The 22619-nt window shown below is 37.9% G+C and carries 14 protein-coding genes; 4 read left to right on the top strand and 10 right to left on the bottom strand.

Features of this window, described 5'->3' with window-relative positions; all coding sequences use genetic code 11:
- Nucleotides 1–22: 22 nt before the first annotated feature.
- The 5 genes from AOG26_RS14265 to AOG26_RS14245 form a co-directional block, all read right to left on the bottom strand.
- Nucleotides 23–1000: a hypothetical protein gene (locus AOG26_RS14265; RefSeq protein ID WP_054563109.1), complete on the bottom strand. Its 978-nt coding sequence runs from the start codon at nucleotides 998–1000 to the stop codon at nucleotides 23–25.
- Between the two features lies 1 nt (nucleotide 1001).
- Nucleotides 1002–2468, bottom strand: a complete 1467-nt coding sequence (gene rmuC / locus AOG26_RS14260) for a DNA recombination protein RmuC (RefSeq protein WP_054563108.1) — start codon at nucleotides 2466–2468, stop codon at nucleotides 1002–1004.
- Nucleotides 2469–2697: 229 nt separating this feature from the next.
- Entirely contained in the window at nucleotides 2698–5841 is a 3144-nt protein-coding gene (locus tag AOG26_RS14255; RefSeq protein ID WP_054563107.1) for a DEAD/DEAH box helicase, read from the bottom strand.
- 415 nt (nucleotides 5842–6256) lie between these two features.
- The gene (locus tag AOG26_RS14250; protein ID WP_054563106.1) at nucleotides 6257–7219 is read right to left on the bottom strand and encodes a hypothetical protein; all 963 of its coding nucleotides are present in this window, start codon (nucleotides 7217–7219) and stop codon (nucleotides 6257–6259) included.
- 14 nt (nucleotides 7220–7233) lie between these two features.
- A complete protein-coding gene (locus AOG26_RS14245) occupies nucleotides 7234–8472 on the bottom strand; it encodes an AAA family ATPase (RefSeq protein ID WP_054563105.1) in 1239 nt (412 codons plus the stop codon).
- Nucleotides 8473–9241: 769 nt separating this feature from the next.
- Between AOG26_RS14245 and AOG26_RS14240 the strand changes: the two genes are divergently transcribed.
- The gene (locus AOG26_RS14240; protein ID WP_054563104.1) at nucleotides 9242–10456 is read left to right on the top strand and encodes a hypothetical protein; all 1215 of its coding nucleotides are present in this window, start codon (nucleotides 9242–9244) and stop codon (nucleotides 10454–10456) included.
- Between the two features lie 58 nt (nucleotides 10457–10514).
- Here AOG26_RS14240 and AOG26_RS14235 read toward each other — a convergent pair whose 3' ends face one another.
- Nucleotides 10515–11390 carry a DNA replication terminus site-binding protein gene (locus AOG26_RS14235; protein WP_054563103.1) on the bottom strand — a complete coding sequence of 292 codons (876 nt, stop codon included), beginning with the start codon at nucleotides 11388–11390 and terminating at the stop codon, nucleotides 10515–10517.
- 434 nt (nucleotides 11391–11824) lie between these two features.
- Here AOG26_RS14235 and AOG26_RS14230 point away from each other — a divergent pair, with 434 nt between their 5' ends.
- Nucleotides 11825–13174 carry a class II 3-deoxy-7-phosphoheptulonate synthase gene (locus AOG26_RS14230; RefSeq protein WP_054563102.1) on the top strand — a complete coding sequence of 450 codons (1350 nt, stop codon included), beginning with the start codon at nucleotides 11825–11827 and terminating at the stop codon, nucleotides 13172–13174.
- 64 nt (nucleotides 13175–13238) lie between these two features.
- On the opposite strand, the gene ppsR is transcribed toward AOG26_RS14230, so the two are convergent.
- The gene (ppsR, locus tag AOG26_RS14225; RefSeq protein WP_054563101.1) at nucleotides 13239–14048 is read right to left on the bottom strand and encodes a posphoenolpyruvate synthetase regulatory kinase/phosphorylase PpsR; all 810 of its coding nucleotides are present in this window, start codon (nucleotides 14046–14048) and stop codon (nucleotides 13239–13241) included.
- A gap of 152 nt (nucleotides 14049–14200) precedes the next feature.
- On the opposite strand from ppsR, the gene ppsA reads away from it, so the two are divergent.
- Nucleotides 14201–16576, top strand: a complete 2376-nt coding sequence (gene ppsA / locus AOG26_RS14220; protein ID WP_054553332.1) for a phosphoenolpyruvate synthase — start codon at nucleotides 14201–14203, stop codon at nucleotides 16574–16576.
- Between the two features lie 80 nt (nucleotides 16577–16656).
- On the opposite strand, the gene AOG26_RS14215 is transcribed toward ppsA, so the two are convergent.
- Nucleotides 16657–16866 carry a PGPGW domain-containing protein gene (locus tag AOG26_RS14215; RefSeq protein WP_054563100.1) on the bottom strand — a complete coding sequence of 70 codons (210 nt, stop codon included), beginning with the start codon at nucleotides 16864–16866 and terminating at the stop codon, nucleotides 16657–16659.
- A 147-nt stretch (nucleotides 16867–17013) separates the two neighbouring features.
- On the opposite strand from AOG26_RS14215, the gene ydiJ reads away from it, so the two are divergent.
- Nucleotides 17014–20058, top strand: coding sequence for a D-2-hydroxyglutarate dehydrogenase YdiJ (ydiJ, locus tag AOG26_RS14210; protein WP_054563099.1), 3045 nt, complete (start codon nucleotides 17014–17016; stop codon nucleotides 20056–20058).
- A gap of 35 nt (nucleotides 20059–20093) precedes the next feature.
- Here ydiJ and AOG26_RS14205 read toward each other — a convergent pair whose 3' ends face one another.
- Nucleotides 20094–21284: a cation:proton antiporter gene (locus AOG26_RS14205; protein ID WP_054563098.1), complete on the bottom strand. Its 1191-nt coding sequence runs from the start codon at nucleotides 21282–21284 to the stop codon at nucleotides 20094–20096.
- Nucleotides 21284–22495: a tyrosine-type recombinase/integrase gene (locus AOG26_RS14200; RefSeq protein ID WP_054563097.1), complete on the bottom strand. Its 1212-nt coding sequence runs from the start codon at nucleotides 22493–22495 to the stop codon at nucleotides 21284–21286. The genes AOG26_RS14205 and AOG26_RS14200 overlap by 1 nt, the downstream gene beginning before the upstream one ends.
- Between the last annotated feature and the right edge of the window lie 124 nt (nucleotides 22496–22619).

Genomic DNA, 22619 nt, shown 5'->3' with positions numbered 1-22619 from the left:
CCCACATGACGTTGGCTTTTTATTAGTTATGTTGGCTAAGCCAAGAGTGGATTTGTTTAGCACTTCTTGGTGACACTATTTCAGCACGACGTTTTAATTCTTTATGCCACGTCAGATCATTTAAAGCCGCATCACTTAATGGTGCATTTCTATCTGTGTTTTTTAGCACATAATAAGCATCTGCAACATCCGCAAGGCTTACATTGTTATTTGCCGCAAAGCGCTTAGACATTGACGCTAAGGGCATATTCAACGAACTATTAGCCGATAAAGGGATCAAGCTGTCCGCAGGGTATGATGATGCAATACCATCGTTTTTCATCGCTGGCCAAACAGTGTATGTGGAGCCCGGTTTTTGCTGCTCAAGTAATGCAATAACAGAACTAAAAGGTGAAGTTTGATTGCTTATAACTACCGGCTTTTTAAACGTGTGAAATGCACCAAAGAGTAAGATTGCACGGCGATGCTTAGCGACAACATGCTGATTTATTGCCTCTAAATAGCCAGTTTCACGGCTACTTTCTACCTTTTGCCAATCCTCTTTAGAGAGGGTTTGCCAGTTCATTGTAGGCTCAGCAAGGACAAGACGAACTTTATGTTCACGGGTACTATTAAGCAGTTTTAACTTTAAAACTAATTGCTCATAAACATCATATTGCCATGCCATAAAATACAAGGTGTCGCGCCAAATGTGCCTTACGTCATCAAAGCTTATATTCTGTTTGCTCAACAAATATTGATCAGCTAAATCTTGATACCGCGCATTACCAAACTCAACGACAAGATCATCAAGCTGCTGCCAGTTACTAGGCTCATCTAAGTATTTAATAAGCCTAGTAACAACATGCTCGCTGCCATGAACATCACCAATTGCAACGAGTTTATTAGCGTGTAACGCTTTATTAAGTTGGCTATCGTAATCATAATTTGCAGCTTTGACAGTACTTGCAAAACATACATATGCGAGGACAACAAACCCGATGCGATTTAAAGCCTGCATATTAATCTAACTCTAATTGGGCCTTTTCAACAGTTTCCGCGGGTAACTCTTTTTGAACAGAAACCCCCAACTCTTTGAACTCAGAGGCCTGCTTAATCAAGTTTCCTTTACCGCGGTACAGCTGAGAAAACGCTTTATCATAGCTTTCTTTGGCGCGGTCTAATTGCTTACCAACCCCTTCCATACTGGTTAGGAAACCATTGAGCTTGTTGTAAAAACGCTCAGCACGGGCGGCAAGCTCTTTTGAGTATTTAGTTTGCTCTTCAAAACGCCACAATTGTTTTACGATGTTCAAGCTAGTCAATAAGGTCGTTGGAGTTGCAACTAAGATATTTTTTTCGATTGCTTGCTGATAGATATCACTCTGGTACTTAAGCGCTTCAACAAATGCTGACTCTATTGGTACAAACATGATCACCACTTCAGGTGAGTTAATACCTGGTAGTCTGTCGTAGGCTTTGCTTGCTAACTCGTTTATACGTGATTGCACCGCAGTGACATGCTCTTTAAGCGCTTGCTCCGCCTCAAGCTCTGTATCGGCATTTACATAGCGCGTATACGCGTTTAAAGAAGTTTTAGCATCGATAACTAAATGACGTTGCTGAGGTAAATACACCACAACATCTGGGCGTAAACGGCCATCTTCGGTGTTAAACGACACTTCACGTTGATAATCCACTCCAGCACGCAGCCCTGCGCTGTCTAGTACATTTTCAAGCATTAACTCCCCCCAATTACCTTGGGTTTTCTTTTGCCCTTGTAATGCGGTGCTCAGCCTATCAGCTTGTTCGGTGATGGCTTGGCTTTTAGCCTGTAAATGCAATAACTCAGTTTTTAGTGCTGCACGCTGCTTTAGATCTTCCACGTGGATCAATTCCATCTTATCGCGAAAGCCTTTTAGCTCACCCTGAACCGGTTTTAAAAGTTGCTCAATACTCTCTTGGTTTAAGGTTTTGAAACGTTGTGATTTTTCTTCAAGGATTTGATTAGCGAGGTTTTCAAACTCTTTTTTGAGTTGCTCTTTGCTTTCTTTGATATGACTAAGCTGCTCTTTAAAATGCAGTTCTTTTTGCTCTATAGTGCTTCGTAAGGTACTTAAATCAACATCGCGCTGATTAAGTGCAGCTTTAGTATCAGCAAGCTCAGCTTCAACTTGACGCCAAAACTGGTTGTATTGTTGTGCTTGCTTTTCTTGTTCTACAAAGCGGGTTTTAAAGTGTTGAGACTCATCACGTTGCTCAGCGTAATCTTGCTGTAACTGCGCAAGCGTAAGTTGGCTTTGTTCAAGTTGCAGCTGCTTTTGTTCTAAATGATTTTGCTGGATTTGCTGACTATTTTGCAGTTCGGTTAACTGATTTTTTAAGCGACTTTTTTGTAAGGCAAAAATAACACCACTTGCAACAGCACCTACAGCAGCACCAAGCACGCCACTTTGCCAATTAATCTGTGCAATCAGCTCTGTAATCATAACGAAAACTCAATAACTTAAAGACACATCATCATAACGAATTAGTGCTCAGCAGAGTAGGGGGTTTAGGCATAAAAAAAGCCAGCTCAAAGTGAGCTGGCTCTAACATTACTAAAATTTAGTAACCAAATGGGAAATCAACATAATGCTTATGTAAACTGCAATTTAACAACAAGCATAATAATAGACGCCCCAAAATTTGATTAGTTCAAAAAAACTTTAAAAAAATTTAATTTTTTATCAGAGCAAGCATTTGCTCTTCATCAAATTGAGTAAAACTCATTGATTTTTCTGTAAATAATGCATCAACAAGAGCTTGCTTATGCTGCTGCATTTTAAATACTTTTTGTTCAATTGAGTTAGCCATAATCAATTTATAAACAAACACAGGGTTAGTTTGGCCAATACGGTAGGCACGATCTGTCGCTTGTTTCTCAACAGCAGGGTTCCACCAAGGATCAAAATGAATCACAGTATCGGCTTGAGTTAGGTTTAGCCCTGTACCACCGGCTTTAAGGCTAATTAAGAATACGGATGTATCACCTTGAGTAAACTCTTCGATAACACGGTCGCGGTGTCTTGTTTGCCCGGTAAGCATACTAAAACTGATACCTAATTCATTTAATCGCTCTGCTATGACATCAAGTGCCATGGTGAATTGACTGAATATAATCACCTTACGACCTTCGCTAAGCATGATAGGCAAATGCTTAGATAACCATTCAAGTTTGGCGCTGCCAGCCTGTGAACTAGGGTCGATCAATTTTGGATGACAACAGATTTGTCTGAGCTTTAATAATGCATCTAAAAAGGCTAGCTTACTTTTTTGTACACCTTGCTGTGCAAATAGGTCGACTAATTTCTGTTCTAAAGATTCAGTTATACCGGTGTAAATTTCCTTTTGTTTGCTCTCAAATTCAAACTCTTTAACTAGCTCAGTCTTCTCTGGGAGCTCTTGCGTTACCTGTGCTTTAGTACGACGCAAGATAAATGGCATGATCAACGACTTAAGTTCATCAGCTCGGGCAACGTCGTTATCACGCTCAATAGGCGTTTGAAAATAGCTCTTAAAATGTGCTTGCGAACCAAGTAAAGAAGGCATTGCAAAGTCGAGCAAAGATTTAAGCTCAAATAAGTTATTTTCTATAGGCGTGCCGCTTAAGCAGAGCTTAAAGTCTGCATTAAGGCGCTTAACCAAGCGTGAAACCTGCGCAGCGTCGTTTTTAATATATTGCGCTTCATCAAGAATGATGTTTTCAAAATACAGCGGCGAATAAAAGGCAATATCACGCTTCAATAGAGGATAAGTTGTTAAAATACAATCTGCTTGCGACAACTGTTGTAATTGGTCGCTGCGCGCAGCACCGAAGACGGTGGTAATTTTTAAGTTACTCGCAAATTTATTAATTTCACTTTGCCAGTTACCAACCAAGCTGGTTGGGCAAACAATTAACGTTGGGCCTGCTTGTGGTGATTGCTTGGCATTAGCTAAAAAGGCAATAACTTGTAGGGTTTTACCTAGCCCCATGTCATCAGCCAAAATACCACCAAGCTGGTGACGTTTTAAAAAGTTAAGCCAATCAACACCGTGTTGTTGATACTCACGCAATTGCACACCCTGGTTTAAGCCTTGAATATCGGACTTTTTAATAAGCTGTTGTGAGCTATTTAATTCCGATAGATAAGCATCTAGAGCATCGTCAACAATATTAACCTTAATTGCTTTTTGCTCGATGAGCTTAGGCAAAAACGACAAAGGCATTAAGATTTCGTCACGGGTTTTAATATGCTCAAAACGTTCACGATAATCATTAAGCTGCATCATCGCGGCCTTTTCAACCACAGCAAAGCGTTTTCCTACAGTAAAGTAATAAAAGCGCTCACTTTGTCGATTAAGCGATTGATAAGTATTGTTATCAGTAACAAACAATTGTTGAGTTTTAACACCAGAGATCACGATTTTACTAACTATCTGATGACCTTTACCACGCTCAATTTGCAGTGAAAGTTGTTTAAGGACTTTGCCGACAGCTAACTCATCATTAATTTTCCAACCACGTTTTAATAAGTTTGGAATTATTTCAAACTTTAACCAATGTTCATGAATAACTGATTGTTTATTAAAGATAAACTCTGTTTGTAAAGCCCCTTTACATAATTCAAAGCCAAGGTTAGTTAATTCATTTACAACGGTATTTTCTAATGATTGGTTTAGTATTTCAGCTGGCGCCTGGCTTAAATCATACAAAGAGTTTTGATAATTAAACTGCAATCCTAAGCGGATTGTGCCCTCGTCATTATTGATACTGATGACAGGGAATACAGTTCGAGCTAGGCTTTTTTTGCTTTCCTTAAATGCATGAGGGATCACACCTTCACCAAAATTATCATTCAGCTGTTGATAAACGCGGTCAAAGTTCTCTGTGTGAATAGCAGGCATATTGGTAAGTAACGCTATTTCATCAGCCGTTAACGGAGTACGAATTCGGCCTACTTTTAGCTTCTCAGGGTCAAGGTAAGTAGGGGGTGTTGTTTTTAACAATAACCAATTATCTTGCCCAGCAAGCGTCATGCTCAATGACGTTAAGTCTTTGTTTTGTTTCCAATCAAACTCTAACGCTTGCATACTGTCAGCTTTAATTGCTTGGCGCGAACGGCCTAAAAACAAACGCTGGGTGGCAATTAATTGCTGTAGTGCTGCAAAGCCCCATTGACCTTTAAGCTCTAGTTTACCAAGGGCATTCTGAGAACGGATCCAGCTATATAACCGAAAGTCAGATTCTAATAAATCAGTAGGGGTTACAAAACTATTTAATTGCTGCTCGGTAAGGTTACGACCAAGAGTATAGTTATGCTCAGCGTCATAATTAGCTATTTTAGGGGTAAGGGTTACAACAGATTTCTCTACATCAAGAACAAATAATAGAACCTGTTTGGCATTGTCATTAGTAACTTGCTTAAGGGTTTTTAGCTCACTAAACCAATCGTTAATGATGTAGTCTTCGCCGTAGTCACCTGAATGTTCAATTTTGAGTTTTAGGAGCACAGCTGCAATATGGCGGCATTTAGTTTTAGAACCACAAGTACAATGCGAATCGACCGAAAAACCACTTGGTAATTTACTGATCTCAATATGCTGAGTAAAGGTATTTCCTTCGTTACCAAACATAGATGCATCAATAACGCTAAAATCACTGTTATGTTCTAACCAGTTGATTTGGCCGTTCTGGTGATACTCTTTTGCTTTACTTAACACATGCGGCTTAAATAGCTGTTTGATGAAGCGCTCAGACAGAGGAAACTGAGTTTCTTGCTCTTGTTTGATTTCTTCAAAGATAGCTAATAAGTCATTTTTGGATAAGTTAGCAGACATAACGCTTTTGGCAGTAAAAACAAAAAATAATTCTGCCAGTATATGATCTATCGGCCCAGAGCTAAAGCACTATTGAGCAATATTGGACTGGTTGGAGCTGATAACTTGGTAAAAATCTGCTTTAAAATAAAATCAAAGCTGAAAACTGACATACTGAGCATTTAACAAACAACAATCGCACAAGATATAAACAGGTTAATAACAAGGTAGGGGCTTTACAGATCAATTTTTTACTAAGCAATCTAATTATGAAACGAAAAACCCTGTAAAGGGGTTATTAGTTGGTAAAAAACTGATCTGAGAGTGTAATAAGTACCAATTTTACTGGTAATAGATCACTATTTTACTAACGAAAGGGAAGGGGAGATCACGCTTTTACTAACAGTAAAAGCGTGAGAGATCATTCTTTTACTAACTAATTAAAGCTATTTAATAGCTTAGTTAGCTGCTCTAAGCGTTTGTCTGTCATCACTTTATTATCGATTTTCACAGATAAATCACCGCTTTTGATGTTACGTTGTACGCTCACAAATTCACTATCAATAAGGGCTTCACGACGGCTTGGCGCTGCTGGCTCAGCAGTTAATAGCTTGGTAATTGCAAGAGCACGTTTATCATCGCTGCTGATTTGCGCTATTTCGCTATCACTACTTACGTCATTTACAAGCTTGGTAAACAGCTGCTCGTCACGCTCTTTGGCACTGATAAGCTTTTTAGCTACTTCACGGCCAACATGATTCGCAGTAGGGTAAAGACTTAAAACCTCAGAAGGTAGATTCTCATAAGCTTTGATAGCGTCAGCAATCGCAGTGTGTGATACACCTTCAATTGCCGCAATCTCACGATAAGAGCCTTTTTTACCATCAGCAATAAGCTCATCACGGGTCTGTTGATATGCTTGACCTAGCTCCCATAGACTTGGGGCAATGTATTGATCAGATGATACAGCAAGAATTTTAGCATCTTGATCTGTGAAATCTTCAGAGCTTAAAACTAAGTAATCAGAGTTACTTAAGATACATGCTTTTCGACGACGAGAGCCTGCTAATACAAGCATTTCATCACCTTTATCCCAACATAGGGCAGGGTGCTGGTTACGGCCGTCTTCGGCAATTGCAGGAAGGATATCGGCAACTGACTTTTCATTTAGTAATGATTGTACACGGCGGTTTTTACCATAGACCTTTGTTTTAGCTTCAATTTCTGAGCTTGGAATAACCTTACACACCAAAGTAATTTGACGTGTAGGATCGCTTGGAGCAGGCATACTGATAACATCACCAGCTGAAGCTTGCTCTAGCAAAGCATCTAAACTGCTACTTTCGATAGACGTTGAAAAAGGGTCTAAGCTGGTATCATTTTTACGTTTTTTAGCCATTTTTATTAATTACCTTACTTAGCTGTATTTAGAGACGATTGAGTTGACTGCCAATTAGAACGGATCAGCATTTCAAGTTCATCAACAACATCTTTGATATTTTCTTGCGCACGAAGTAGTGACTCACGACTAGCTAAGCTATCTGACGTTTTTTGATCAAAAATGGTATTAAAAGAAGATGAGCTGGCGGTAATTGCCGAGCTATGATTGATTGGGTAACTCATTACTTGACGACCAAATGCACTACGAACATCTTTAACGATGTCGCGCTGTGAATGATTCCCTTTAACATAGTTAGTTACTAAGAATTGCATGAAGTCCCAACCTTGGTGGCCAAGGGCAGCAACTGTATGGTAAATCTCGCCTAATCGCTTTAAGTATTTATTATTTGCATCAAAGTCTACAGCTTCAGGATGAACTGGAATAAGCATCGACGTAGAGGCCATTAATGCATTATAAAACATAAAGTTAAGTGATGGAGCTGTATCAATTAGAATAATATCAAATTGATCTTTTACCGGTTCAATAACTTTTTCGAGCAATTTATGATAGTGACGAGTTTTATCATAACTAGAGCTATCTTTTAATAAAGTTGCAGTTTCATGCTCGAAGTAAAAATCATCCATACCTGAAGGCAAAATACGAATATTAGGTATATGGGTAGGTAAGAAAGAGTTCGATACTAACTCATCCCAGGTTTCGTTTTCATCGAGTTCGATACAGTCACGCATTAAGTCACCCACAGTAATTGGGTCTGGCTCACTAGGTGGGAAAAAGCTTGATGAAGAACCTTGTGGATCAAGGTCAATAATACCAATTCTGTATCGTTTAATATTGGTAGTAGCAAGTGCAGCGGCAATGTTTACCATGCTGGTAGTTTTACCACAACCACCTTTTAACGAGTTAATAACGATAACTTGTAATTTATCATGAACTGTACGGTGATCAGGCTTAATATCCATGATATCAGCCATAGCAAAGATATTTACCAAGGTATAAGCGTAGTGGCCATTTGCACCACGTTTGATATCAAGTGCATCAAAGTCACCATTATCATGACGTCGTTTTAAGGTACGATTATTACAGCCTAATAAGTCAGCGGCTGCTTTTTGCGTATAAGTACGAAGTTCTTTTTCTTCAGACTTTAAATGGGCACGATAATGTTGAATACGTCCTTCTAGCGATTTTTCAGCAACTTCTGCTGTCGCTTTTAGTAACCTATAAGTGGCTAGCGCATTATTATTGATAGACATACTTTCTTCCTCAAAGTTATGCTTTAAGTATAATGTCCATTCAAATTGCTGTAAACAAGTATTTAAGGCGACATACCTTTTATTTATAAGACATTTAATAAAAATTTGTAACTTTACTGATGCTAAGTATAAATAAGAAAGTTTAATATCGGTTAAGTATATAGGTATATAAGGTTAAGATGCTAAAATAGTGAAATATATGTCTGATTTCGTTGAATATTTAGTAAAAAGCCAGATCGTGTTTTTACTTGGTAAAGATCAGATCTTTAATGACTCGCAGATCAGCCAATTACTAAGCAAAAAATGAGCTTTCGACTTATGCACAGTTTAACCACTGCTTTACTCACAAAAATAGTGGTGTAGATCAACTTTTTACTAACTAAATTATAAAGTTATGCACCGAGAGCATGACTAAAATGCACAATAAGTTAGTATGGATCTGATCTATAGTTGGTACAGATCAGATCTATGCTAACTTAAGAGCTGTTTATCCACATGGAGTTTTAAAAAAGCGATTTATGTCGTGTTAAATCGCTTTAAAAAGGTGATTAACACGACATAATTTGAACTGAGTTAGTAAAATCGCGACCTATCAACTATAACTTAGTAAAAATCTGATCTGAAAATCAGCAATTACGAAACAGTTAGTATAAAACTGATCCGAAGAAATAAATTATGATCGGATCAAGTTTATACTAACTTAAACATTTAACTTTTGAAGTTTTATGTGTTGTTATTAACTGTCGAAGAAAAATTGGAAATAAGAACAATGAGCCGAAAGGTCAACATCTCGGTAGATAACTTACCCGATACATTACGCGGGCAGATCCACGGGGTGGAAAGTGCAATAGATAATGAAAGTCTTGCACTATTTACAGACAACAAAGATGTGCGTGTTTCAATTGAAAATGCTGCACATGGTTTGAGAGCTTACTCAAATACATTTAATCATTATGATCTATGGGGACGATTTGTCCGTTCTGGTCATAAGAAGCTTCCGGTTGAAGAAGCACCAAAGAAAACCATCGTTACACGAAAAATCTCTGAAAAAGTAGACGGCATTCTATATGATGGTGAAATCAAAATTACACCTGCGGTAGTAAGCACAAGAAAAGATGGTGAAGATGTTGAATATCTTGTTTGGCCATCTGATCGTGAAGAAAAAGTCGAACGTGCCTTAATTCGTTTAGCCTCTAAAGGGAAAATTGTAAAAATCAATTTTAAGTCTGGTATTCAATACGCAGTTGTTTTTTCAATGAATGAATTAGCACAAGAGCTGAAAGCTGTTGGCCAGTCGATGCCTTATCCGCAAATCAAAGAATCATTAGAAGCATTACAAGGTTCTAAGCTTTCTTTTAAATATTCAGCAACAGATACTCGTAACTCTGATATTGATGACTCATTTTACGAATCGAACATGAACTTTTTATCGTCACTTCATTTTAGTGGCAAAAAAGGTCAGGGTGGTAACGTAAAATGTGTAGCTTGTTTAAATGCCTTCGTTCATAACATGATCGATAATCTTGAATACAAAGGTTACTACTTTAATAGTGCTCAAGAATTAAAACGTGGTTTATCTCGTTGGATGATGCTTCGTTTATATCATTTATGGCGTTATGCGGCACCGGGTAAGACCTACCATTTCCGACTATTATCGATTATGGAAAAATATGGCTCTATTTATTCAACAGACGAAATTACCGAGAATAAATTAAAAGCTTTGCGTCGTGATATGACAACGACAATGAAAGACTTAATTGAGAAAGGTGCAATCTCTGAATATAACATTACCAATGTCAAAGATGACAAAACGGGTAATATTATTGATTACACATATGAGATGCATCCATCTGATCAATTTTGTGATGAGATTCTTACGCTTAATAAGCATAACAAACGAATCGAAATTCAAGGTGGTAAGCGCATTGTTGAAAATGCTGTTTTAATCGATGAAGATAAAATTGAAGAAATAGTAGAAGACTAAATTTTTAAATACTGCTAACTATAAAGAAAAGGCCACATATGTGGCCTTTTTAACATAATCAATCTGTTACTTGTTCTAAGTAAAGTCTATCAACTAAGAAATCATATTCTCTTTTTCGAGGATGACTTTCTGGTTTTTGATAATCAGATAATGTACCAAGTTTTACATCTGGTTCTGGGTTTATCAAAATAAAAGGTAAAGCAGCACTAACATGATATCGGTTTTGAGCTGTATACCTTACATTAACTTGTGGACTAACTCTTGTTGGTCTACGAATTCGTAATTTTTCTTTATCACCTAAACTTGCAACACGACTTTGCTCTTGTGCAACTAGTGCTTGCCAAGAGTGTTGGTCTATCATTCTTGGATTAGAATAACTAGCCGATTTATCGAGCATTGCTAAGGCCATTTTTTTAGTTAGCGTTTTAGTTGCGTGTTTGTGCATCCAAGTAAAACGAACAGAGTAGGGCGATTCAGTTTCAAAATGGATCTTACGATATGCAGCAAGTGTAATGAGATTAGGCACAGCATTATGAACCGCTTCAAATCGCGCATCATTATTATCGATAGCTATTACACTATTTTTAAAATCAGCTTTTGCTTTATTTAACTGATTTATCCTTGCAATGAAATGTTGCTTATCGACATCTTTTAAAACTAATAAACCAGGATGTCTTTTTAATACTCGACTACTTAATCCTGTCTTTTTATAAAAATCACCAAATGAATTTAGAATTAACTTATGAGCATCATCACCTTCAATTTTTTGTACACTAATTGAAGAAGGGACTTTCTTTTCGTCGTTTATATCGATATCTGGCAATTGATAATATGATGCCTTATGAAAACCCACTTCCTTTAATTCTTCACAAAACAAATGAGTTAACTCACTTACTAAATCAAACTGACTGCGTATTTCTAACTTCGTACTCATAGGAACACATCTTACTTATTGTTAGTTCAATTGTAACCTTATCTTCTGATCTTTTGTAGTTTAATTTTCTTAAATTGCCGACCTTACTATTTAGTTAAATCAAGTATGATGTGTTCCTTACCTCTATTAGTACAAGTTTTAAATTTGATCAATGTAGGAACTTAAAAAGTAAATTTTAAGGATGTAAAGCTGAGGTTACAGTAAGGCTTTAACTAGGTAAGATGTGTTCTTAAACTGTACGGTAACGAATTAGGTGGTCAAAAAAGTGTAACTGACTGGTTTGAAACAATAAAATATTGGAACCCTAATTGTTAATATCGAAACTATTTATCAAATAACGAAATAATCGTAAATAGCTGAATATTGTCCTTGAACTTAGTACGTGCAATAAGTTAGTTTTCGTTAACGGTCTATGTTAGGAATGAGGAAAGAACATGCAATCGTGGAACCCAGACAGCTGGAGAAAACTGCCGATACTTCAGCAGCCAGAGTACCCAGATCAAGAAGCCCTTAAATCTGTTGAAGGGCAATTAAAAAGCGCACCACCTTTGGTATTTGCCGAAGAGACGCGTAGCTTATACAAACAACTAGAAGCTGTATGTGAAGGTAGAGCCTTCTTATTACAGGGTGGTGATTGTGCAGAGTCATTTAGTGACTTTAATGCCGCAAATATCCGCGATACATTTAAAACACTTTTACAAATGGCCGTTGTTTTAACTTATGGTGGTAAATGCCCTGTAGTTAAAATTGCGCGTATGGCAGGTCAGTACGCTAAGCCTCGCTCATCAGATTACGAAACAATCGATGGTGTTTCATTACCTTCGTACCGTGGCGATATCATCAATAATTTTGAATTCACAGAGCAAGCCCGTGTACCTGATCCACAGCGATTGATGACTGCATATCATCATAGTGCTGCAACGCTAAATTTATTACGCGCATTCGCGCAAGGTGGTTTAGCCGATTTACATCAAGTAAATCGCTGGAACATGGGCTTCGTTGCTGCAAATCCACTTAAAGAGAAATACCAACAGCTAGCTGACAGAATTCAAGATGCGCTTGAATTTATGGAAGTGTGTGGTATCGACTCAACCGTTGCGCCGAGCTTAAAAGAAACAGACTTATTTACATCACACGAAGCGTTGTTATTAGGCTATGAAGAAGCTCTAACACGCCGTGACCACTTATCAGGTGATTGGTACGATTGTTCTGCACACTTTGTCTGGATTGGTGAACGTACACGTCAACTTGATCATGCACACATCGAATTCTTTAAAGGCATTAAAAATCCAATTGGTGTGAAAGTTGGCCCAGGTATGGACCCAGATGAGCTAATCAAACTTATTGATGCAGTTAACCCAGATAACATTCCAGGTCGCTTAACGTTAATTACACGAATGGGCGCTGATGTTCTTCCAGAGAAACTACCGGCACTTGTACGTAAAGTACAACAAGAAGGCCGTAAAGTTATTTGGAGCTCAGATCCAATGCATGGTAATACTGAGAAAGCGAGCTCAGGTTATAAAACACGTAGCTTTAATAATATTCTTCGTGAAATTAGCCAGTTCTTCGCAGTACACAAAGCTGAAGGTTCATACCCAGGTGGTGTTCACCTTGAAATGACTGGCCAGCACGTTACTGAATGTACTGGTGGTGCGTATGGCTTGTCTGATGAAGATTTAGCACAACGCTACCGCACACAGTGCGACCCACGCTTAAATGCGGATCAAGTATTAGAACTAGGTTTCTTAGTTGCTGACTTATTAAAAGACGCTCGTAAGTAACACTAAGTTATCCAAAAAAAGGCTGCACATTGCAGCCTTTTTTAATGTCCGATACTAAAATAAGTTAGTACTTACGTCTTTCAAGTCCAGTATCAGATATAATCTTTGCAGAAATTTCTTCTACTGAATGATGAGTTGAATTTAAAAATTGAATCTTCTGCTTTTTATAAAGCATTTCTACTTCACGCACTTCAATACGACACTGTTTTAAAGACGCATATTTTGAATTTGCCATTCGACGCTGGCGAATATCGGCAAGGCGAACAGGGTCAATCGTTAAACCAAATAGTTTATGTTTGTAAGCTTTTAAACACTCAGGCAGGGAGCCTCTTTCTAAATCATCTTCTGTTAGCGGGTAATTCGCCGCTTTAATACCATATTGTAATGCAAGGTATAAACTAGTCGGTGTTTTACCGCTTCGGCTAACACCCACTAAAATAATGTCGGCTTCAGAGTAGTTTTTAATGTTAGCGCCATCATCATTGGTCAACGCATAGTTAACCGCATCAATACGAAAATCATAACTTTTCTCGTGCATTGAATGCGTTCTATGAACCTTAGGTACCGGCGCAACTTTTAACTCTTGAGAAATTTTATCACTGTATTGAGATAAAAAGTCATAACACACCGCGCAAGACGATTTAATAATTTCACTTAGCTCGTGGTTTACAAAAGTGAAGAACACGAGTGGCTGTTCACCATCACGTTGAGCTGTTGAATTAATCAAGTTTTTAACTTCAGTTGCTTTTTTTTCTGTTTCAACAAAAGGAATTGTTTTGTGATTAAAATCAACAGGAAACATAGATAAGGTCGCATGACCAAAGACTTCAGAGGTGATTGCTGTTCCATCAGAAATATAAAATGCAGTTCTCATATTTAACCTTTTTATTACCTTTATCTGCAAAATAGGGGCTTCACGGTTTACGTGAGGTCTGTTGCCAGTGTAGAATGACTATGACCTTTTTAGAAGGTTTTCTTTCTTAACTCTCACAGTTAGTACTACAATTTGTTTATGGAGAAAGATCCGTGCAAGAATACGTTCTCTGGTATCAAGAGCTTGGTATGCAAGATGTTCCTCGTGTTGGCGGTAAAAACGCTTCACTAGGTGAAATGATCTCTAACCTAGCTAACGCTGGTGTTCAAGTGCCAGGTGGTTTCGCTACAACCGCTGATGCATTCAATGAGTTTCTAGAGCAATCTGGTTTAAACTCAAAAATCCACGATATTTTAGACACATTGGATGTGGATGATGTAAATACACTCGCTAAAGTCGGTGCCGAAATCCGCCAATGGATTATCGATACACCATTCCAACCAAACCTAGACCAAGCCATCCGCGACGCATATAGCCAACTACACGGCGACGCATCACAAGATGTTTCATTTGCAGTTCGCTCATCTGCTACAGCAGAAGACATGCCAGACGCTTCATTCGCAGGACAACAAGAAACGTTTTTAAACGTACGTGGTATTGATTCAGTAATGACTGCAATCAAACACGTGTTTGCCTCACTATTTAATGACCGCGCTATTTCTTACCGTGTTCACCAAGGTTATGACCACCGTGGTGTTGCACTTTCAGCTGGTATCCAACGCATGGTTCGTTCAGATAAAGCAGCTTCAGGTGTTATGTTCAGTATTGATACTGAATCTGGCTTTGAAGATGTTGTATTTGTCACTTCAAGCTATGGCCTAGGTGAAATGGTTGTACAGGGTGCTGTAAACCCAGATGAATTTTATGTTCATAAACCAACTCTTGCTAACGGTAAACCAGCGGTAGTTCGCCGTAACATTGGTTCAAAAGCAATCCAAATGATTTACTCAGCGGATGAATCACATGGTAAGCAAGTTGAAATTGTTGACGTAGATTCGTCACTTTCAAACAAATTCTCAATCACAGATGCTGAAGTTCAAGAACTTGCAAAGCAAGCTGTTATTATTGAAAAGCACTACGGTCGTCCAATGGACATCGAGTGGGCAAAAGACGGCAACGACGGTAAACTTTACATCGTTCAAGCACGTCCAGAAACAGTTCGTTCAAACGAAGACGCTAACGTTATGGAGCGTTTCCAATTAAATGGTACAAGCACAGTTGTTGCTGAAGGCCGTGCAATTGGTCACAAGATTGGTTCAGGTACTGTACGCGTACTAGATTCAATCGATGAAATGGACAAAGTACAACAAGGCGACATTCTAGTTACTGACATGACTGACCCTGACTGGGAGCCAATCATGAAACGTGCCGCTGCGATTGTTACAAACCGTGGTGGTCGTACATGTCACGCGGCAATCATTGCTCGTGAATTAGGTATTCCTGCAGTTGTTGGTTGTGGTAATGCAACTGATTTAATTAAAGCAGGCCAAGATGTAACTGTATCGTGTGCCGAAGGTGACACAGGTTATATCTACGAAGGTATTTTAGATTACGAAGTACTTACTTCACGTGTTGATGAAATGCCAGAGTTACCAATGAAAGTTATGATGAACGTAGGTAACCCTGATCGTGCATTTGACTTTGCACGCTTACCTCATGCAGGTGTTGGCCTTGCGCGTGTTGAATTCGTAATCAACCGTATGATTGGTGTTCACCCTAAAGCACTTCTTAACTTTGATGCTCAATCTGACGAGCTAAAAGCTGAAATCTCAGAAATGATGGCAGGTTATGAATCACCTGTAGAATTCTATATTTCTAAGCTTGTTGAAGGTATTGCAACACTAGGTTGTGCGTTTGCACCTGAGCGTGTCATTGTTCGTATGTCTGACTTTAAGTCAAACGAATATGCAAACCTTGTTGGCGGCCAGCAATATGAGCCGGAAGAAGAAAACCCAATGATTGGTTTCCGTGGTGCAGCACGTTATATCTCTGAAGATTTCCGTGACTGTTTCGCGTTAGAGTGTGAAGCGATTAAACGTGTTCGCAACGAAATGGGTATGACTAATATTGAAATCATGATCCCATTTGTTCGTACGCTTGAAGAAGGTAAGCGCGTTATTGAATTACTTGAAGAACATGGCCTTAAACGTGGCGAAAATGGTCTGAAAGTAATCATGATGTGTGAATTACCATCAAACGCGTTACTTGCAGATGAGTTCTTAGAATATTTTGATGGTTTCTCTATCGGTTCAAACGACTTAACTCAGTTAACATTAGGTCTTGACCGTGACTCAGGTTTAATTGCGCATCTATTTGATGAGCGTAACCCTGCAATCAAGAAACTATTATCAATGGCTATTCAAACTGCTAAAGCAAAAGGCAAATATGTAGGTATTTGTGGTCAAGGTCCTTCAGATCATGAAGACTTTGCAGCTTGGTTAGTTGAGCAGGGCATTGATTCTGTTTCTCTAAACCCTGATACAGTATTAGAAACTTGGTTATATCTTGCTAAGAAATTAGCCGACTAAGTACTTTATTTAATTAAAATAAAGATTCTGATATAAAAAATGCCAGCACTTAGCTGGCATTTTTGTAACTCAATTAGAAATCAGCGAGCAAGTTTTTTATCGATATAAGCACATGACTTAGTCAGAGCCTTTTGGCACAAGCTTAAATAATCACGCGCTTTAGGATAGTAAAAAGATAAACAGAAAAGTCCTGCAATAAAGAAGATCAGCGACGGTCCGGGAATAATGACAAAAACTAAACCCAATAACATGCACAAGGCACCTAAACTGATTAATGCAATTTTTTTCATCTGACTATCTCATTTGCTGCTTTAATACACAGTATAAAAGTATTGCCCCCGAAATCGATAAAAAGAGTGTTACAAACTGTAAAATCTTCAATTTATCTTAGCTATTAGCATGATATAATTTGCAAAATGCCTTAATTTATCACCGTCATGATAGCAACAATAAGCCAACAACAAGCCACCACAGAACTCGTTTCTAATTACTTAGATACAATACAAAAACAAGGTTTTAGTGGTGATACCGATGCAAGCTTTTCTACACGTTTAAGTTTATCGACCGATAACAGCGTTTACCAACAGGTACCTCAAGGTGTCATCTTTCCAAAGTCAGCAAAAGACATACAACTTGCTATGCAAATTGCTTCTCGTGATCCGTTTTTATCACTGACTTTTGGTCCACGCGGAGGCGGTACAGGTACTAATGGACAATCGCTAACCCCGGGTATAGTTGTTGATTTATCTCGCTACATGCGTGAAATCTTAGAAATCAATGTCGAAGAAAACTGGGTGCGCGTACAAACGGGTGTAATAAAAGACCAATTAAACGACTTTTTGCGTCCTTACGGTTTTTTCTTTGCGCCAGATTTATCAACAAGTAACCGTGCAACAATCGGTGGAATGATAAATACAGATGCATCAGGTCAAGGCTCTTTGGTTTATGGCAAAACAAGTGATCACGTTTTAGGCCTAACAACTTATCTTGTTGATGGCACTGAAATGTCAACAACCCCTATGCCTGTTGAAAAAGCAAAAGTAATTGCTGAACAAAACACAACAGTAGGAAAGTTATATAAAACAGTTCTTGATATTGGCCTTGAGAATCGAGACGCTATTTTAGAAAAATTCCCACGTTTAAACCGTTTTCTGACCGGCTACGATTTAGAACATATTCTTTCTGATGATTTACAAACCTTTGATATGAGCCGATTAATTACTGGTTCTGAAGGTTCATTAGGTATTGTAACTGAAGCAAAACTAAATATTACGCCCATTGCTGAATTTAAAACATTAATAAATATTAAATACGATAGCTTTGATTCTGCACTTCGTCATTCACCATTTCTAGTTTCAGCAAATGCAACTTCTGTAGAAACAGTCGATAGCAAAGTACTTAACCTTGCTCGAGAAGATATCATTTGGCATTCAGTATCGGACTTAATAACCGATGTTGAGAATAAAGATATGCAAGGGCTCAACATGGTTGAGTTTAATGCGGTTTCACCTGAAGACATTAAAGATAAAGTAGACACTCTTTGTAAGCTACTCGATGAATGTGTTGAAAAACAAACTAATGGGGTGATCGGTTATCAGTTAACGAATGACAAAGCTGATATTTTAAAAATTTATGCAATGCGAAAAAAGTCAGTAGGCCTTTTAGGTAATGTAAAAGGCAGTCAAAAACCCTTAGCTTTTGCTGAAGATACTGCAGTACCACCAGAAAACTTAGCAGATTTTATAGTCGAGTTTCGTGAACTTCTCGATAACCACAACCTTCAATATGGTATGTTTGGCCATGTTGATGCTGGTGTTTTACACGTACGACCTGCACTCGATATGTGTGACCCTGAACAAGAAAAATTGCTTCGCCATATTTCAGATGAAGTCGTTAAACTGACTGCAAAATATGGCGGATTGATGTGGGGAGAGCATGGCAAAGGTTATCGAAGTGAATATGGCCCTGAGTTTTTCGGCGAGCATTTATTTACACAACTTCGAAAAATCAAAGCAGCATTTGATCCAAATAACAGAGTAAACCCAGGTAAAATCTGTACGCCAATTGAAAGTAAAGACTCTCTCGTTTCTGTGGACGATCAAAAGCGTGCCTGGTTCGACAAACAAATTTCTATCGATGTTAAAACAGAATTTAATAACGCGATGACCTGTAATGGTAATGGTCTGTGTTTTAACTACGATGAAAAATCACCAATGTGCCCATCTTATAAAGTAACAGGTGACCGCCGTTATTCACCTAAAGGTCGCGCAAGTTTAATGCGTGAATGGTTGCGACTTCAAGAGTCTGAAAATATTGATTTACTTAATGTCGAAAAAGAATTAGTTAATGGTGAAGTAATCACTTGGTGGGAGCGCTATCAACATAGTCGCGATAAGAAAAAAGGTGTTTATGACTTCTCTCACGAAGTGAAAGAATCAATGGATGAATGTTTAGCTTGTAAAGCATGTACAACTGCATGCCCAATTAAAGTTGATGTACCAACATTCCGTTCACGCTTTTTAAATTTCTACCACAGTTATTATGCTCGTCCCGCTAAAGATTACTTAGTTGCAGGCATCGAACAAACTGCGCCGGTGATGGCAAAGTTTGCTAAAGTGGTAAATCCAATTGTAAATACAAAGCTTGTTTCAGGTCTAATTAAAAATACCATTGGTTATGTGGATACGCCAAGCTTAAGCGTCCCCCAACTTTCTAAACGTATTTCTAAAGATCAGCAATTTAATTTTGAATTACTTAATTCGCTTTCAAAAGAACAACAAGCCGAGTATGTACTAATAGTTCAAGATCCATTCACTAGTTTTTACGAAGCTGAATTAGTAGAAAGCTTTATTAAAGTGATTAAAGCGCTAGGCAAAAAACCAATGCTATTACCGTTCAAACCAAATGGTAAAGCTCAGCATGTAAAAGGTTTTTTAAATGAATTTAAAACAACAGCAAAAAATGCAGCTGAGTTTTTAAATTCACTGAGTGAAATTAACGCTCCTTTAGTTGGGCTCGATGCATCTTTGGTTATGTGTTACAGAGATGAGTATGTCTCAATATTAAAAGATGAGCGTGGTGACTTTAAAGTTGAATTAGCTCATGAATGGCTTCAAACGCAAAACTTTAAACAAGTTACTCTTACCACTAAAACGAGTTCGCCATTTAAATTGTTAAGTCATTGTACTGAAACAACAGCCATGCCGAATGCTTCTAAAGTTTGGCAAACCATTTTTGCTGATCTAAATTTACAGCTTGAAACTACCAGTACGGGTTGTTGTGGTATGGCAGGAACGTACGGCCACGAAAAGCAAAACCAAGAAAATTCACGGGCTCTTTATGAAATGAGTTGGCAACCAATTATTTCTGATAATGAACCTGAAACTGTTTTAGCAACTGGCTTTTCTTGTCGTAGCCAAGTGAAACGCTATGAAAAATTTAAACCAAAGCACCCACTGCAATTAATTGCAGAGTTACTTTAATTTTTTTGAAAATTATAAAGGCGCTTAACGCGCCTTTATTTTTGGTAACTTTTTGCGATGGGTTTGGTACTCATGCCATGAATGAAAACACTAAATAAAATGGTTGTTAATGTTACCGTGGCAATTTGTTCTTTGTTTGCAATTGCTGTATCCATCACCATTAAAGTGAAAACAATAGACGCCAAACCTCTTGGACCAAACCAGGCAAATGTAAATTTGTCTTTGAAATTTAGATTAGTAAACATAAGTGAAAGTAGTACTGGCACAATTCTAAAAATCGTCACACTTAATAACGCATAAAAAACAATTGGCCAAGTGATATCATTCACAATCAAGTGACCACATACAAAACCAAATAAACACCAAATTAGTAGCGCAACAAATTCGGCGATATGCTCAGAGTCTTTAACTAATGTTGAACGTATTTTTTTAGGTGCTAAATAATCAAATAAAAGTCCCGCAACAAAAACAGCAATAAAACCACTGCCATGAAAATTTTGTGTTAAAGAGAAAATAGCCATGACTAATCCAATCAATAAAAATGGACTGCTATTATTTGCAAAGTAATGCCGTGCTAATGCTATTTTTAAAAGTGGAATAAACACGGCCATCGACACGCCTGCAATAACAAGTGCAACACCTAACTCTCTTGCAAAAACAAGTAAAGTATCAATTGTCGTTACAGCACTTTCTGGATTTTGAGCTAATAAAAGTAAAATTAAAAAGATGGGTACGCAAAGGCCATCGTTCAACCCGCTTTCCGTATTTATTCCTTCGCGAACTTTCTCTGGAACCGATGTGCATTCTAAAATTCCTTTGCTAAGCGCAGCATCCGTTGGTGTTAAAATAATCGCGATCAAGGCAGATTGAAAAAGTGATAACTCAGAAAAGAAAAACAACCCACCAGCTACACCTAACACTAATGTCATCGGCAAAGCCACAAAAAGTAACAGGCTAGGGTACTGATAACTATGTTTTAATACGGGAAGTTTTGATTTGGCGGCATCGGTAAATAAAAAAATACTTAAGGTTAATTCAACCAAAGGTAAAATGTCACTGAGTCCGGCTTCGCCTAACTTAAACTCACTCGGCAAAAAGTAAGACATTGCAATTCCGACCAACACAAAAAACATTGGCCCGGTAATTTCTGTTCGCTCTAATTGCCGAATCGTCAGTGAGTAAAATAATAAAGCTAAACCGACTAACGCCAGTATTGTATATTCCATTAAACTTTCCTTTTTATTCCAGACTTTGCACGTTCTTTGATATTTGTTTGAATATAAATTTGATCTGTCGTAGCAATTTTTGCATGACCTAAATCTTCAGATAAATGTTTTAGCGGTCTTGTTTGAGCATCGTGTGTTGCACCAGTATGCCTTAACCAGTGAGCAGTAGCTGCTTCAAGTTGTTCTGCATCATCTTTAAAGCCGTCTTGTAAAAGAGATTGTTTTGCTAAGTCAAAACTTTGTTGTACCAAACGACGAATTTGACGAACAGTCATTCCCCCTTTGCCACGAATTTTGTGAACTAGCGGCTCAGCTTCATCAACACGGGGCAGGGCAGGTAAACCTCGGTAAAGCCTATAACGTTTTAGATAAGATATAAAATCTTCACTTAAGGTAACATCACGTAATTTGTTACCTTTACCCATAATTCTTAAAAACCAAAAACCATCATTATCTTGCCAAAAATGTGACATAACCGGCGACCACTGAGGGCGCTCGGATAACTCAGAAATTCGTAGATACAATCCTTTTAAGCAAGCGAGAGTGAATAAATTTCTTTCTAAATCAGGTTGTTGCTCACATAAATCTCGAGTAACGCCAAATACATACTCCCATTGAATATCACTGAGTGTATCGGGGATTTTAATTTGCGATTGCACAACTAAGTAAGGGCTATTCTTTTTAACAACCGGTACAAAGTTAGCAAAGGTTTTTTCTTCTAAAATTGCAAACTTATAAAAAACATTGAGCGCCGTAAACATAGCGGCGAGTGTTTGTTGGCTAGCTATATTTTCTTTATTGATGAAAGGGCGCCAATTTGTATTAAGCCGTCTTATGCCTTGTTCATCTTTATAACGCCATTGCACTGAACTTGATAACCAGGCCGAATCTGGTTCAACCATAAAATCAACATAGGCTTCAATATCTTCACGTTTTAGATCAAAAACTGATTTTTCAGCAACTAACCATGACCATAAACAGAACCGCTCAAGCTCATTTCGAAATCGATTAAATGTAGATTCTGATTTTCGGCCATACACATATAAAAACTGATAAAGAAAACCTAAGTCATTTTTTGATTCAGCAACAGTCAATCCAACATGATGTATAAAGTTATCAAGTTCTGGATATTCTGTTGCAAGAGTATCATCTTCAAGATGGGCAATTTGGTAACGCAGTTGTTTAAGTGTATCAACGAGAGCAACGAGCATAATGATGTAATATCTTGTAAAATAACTAGTTATAAGGTTACCATAAAGTCCGATACTGTCTAGTATTGGACTTAATATATCTTTAGTATTTGCAACATTAACTAGATTGCCATACTAATATTCA

This window comes from Pseudoalteromonas sp. UCD-33C, assembly GCF_001306895.1.
Classification (GTDB): Bacteria; Pseudomonadota; Gammaproteobacteria; order Enterobacterales; family Alteromonadaceae; genus Pseudoalteromonas.
Note: the sequence above shows the minus strand (reverse complement) of the source record. Positions and strands in the feature narration are given on the sequence as shown.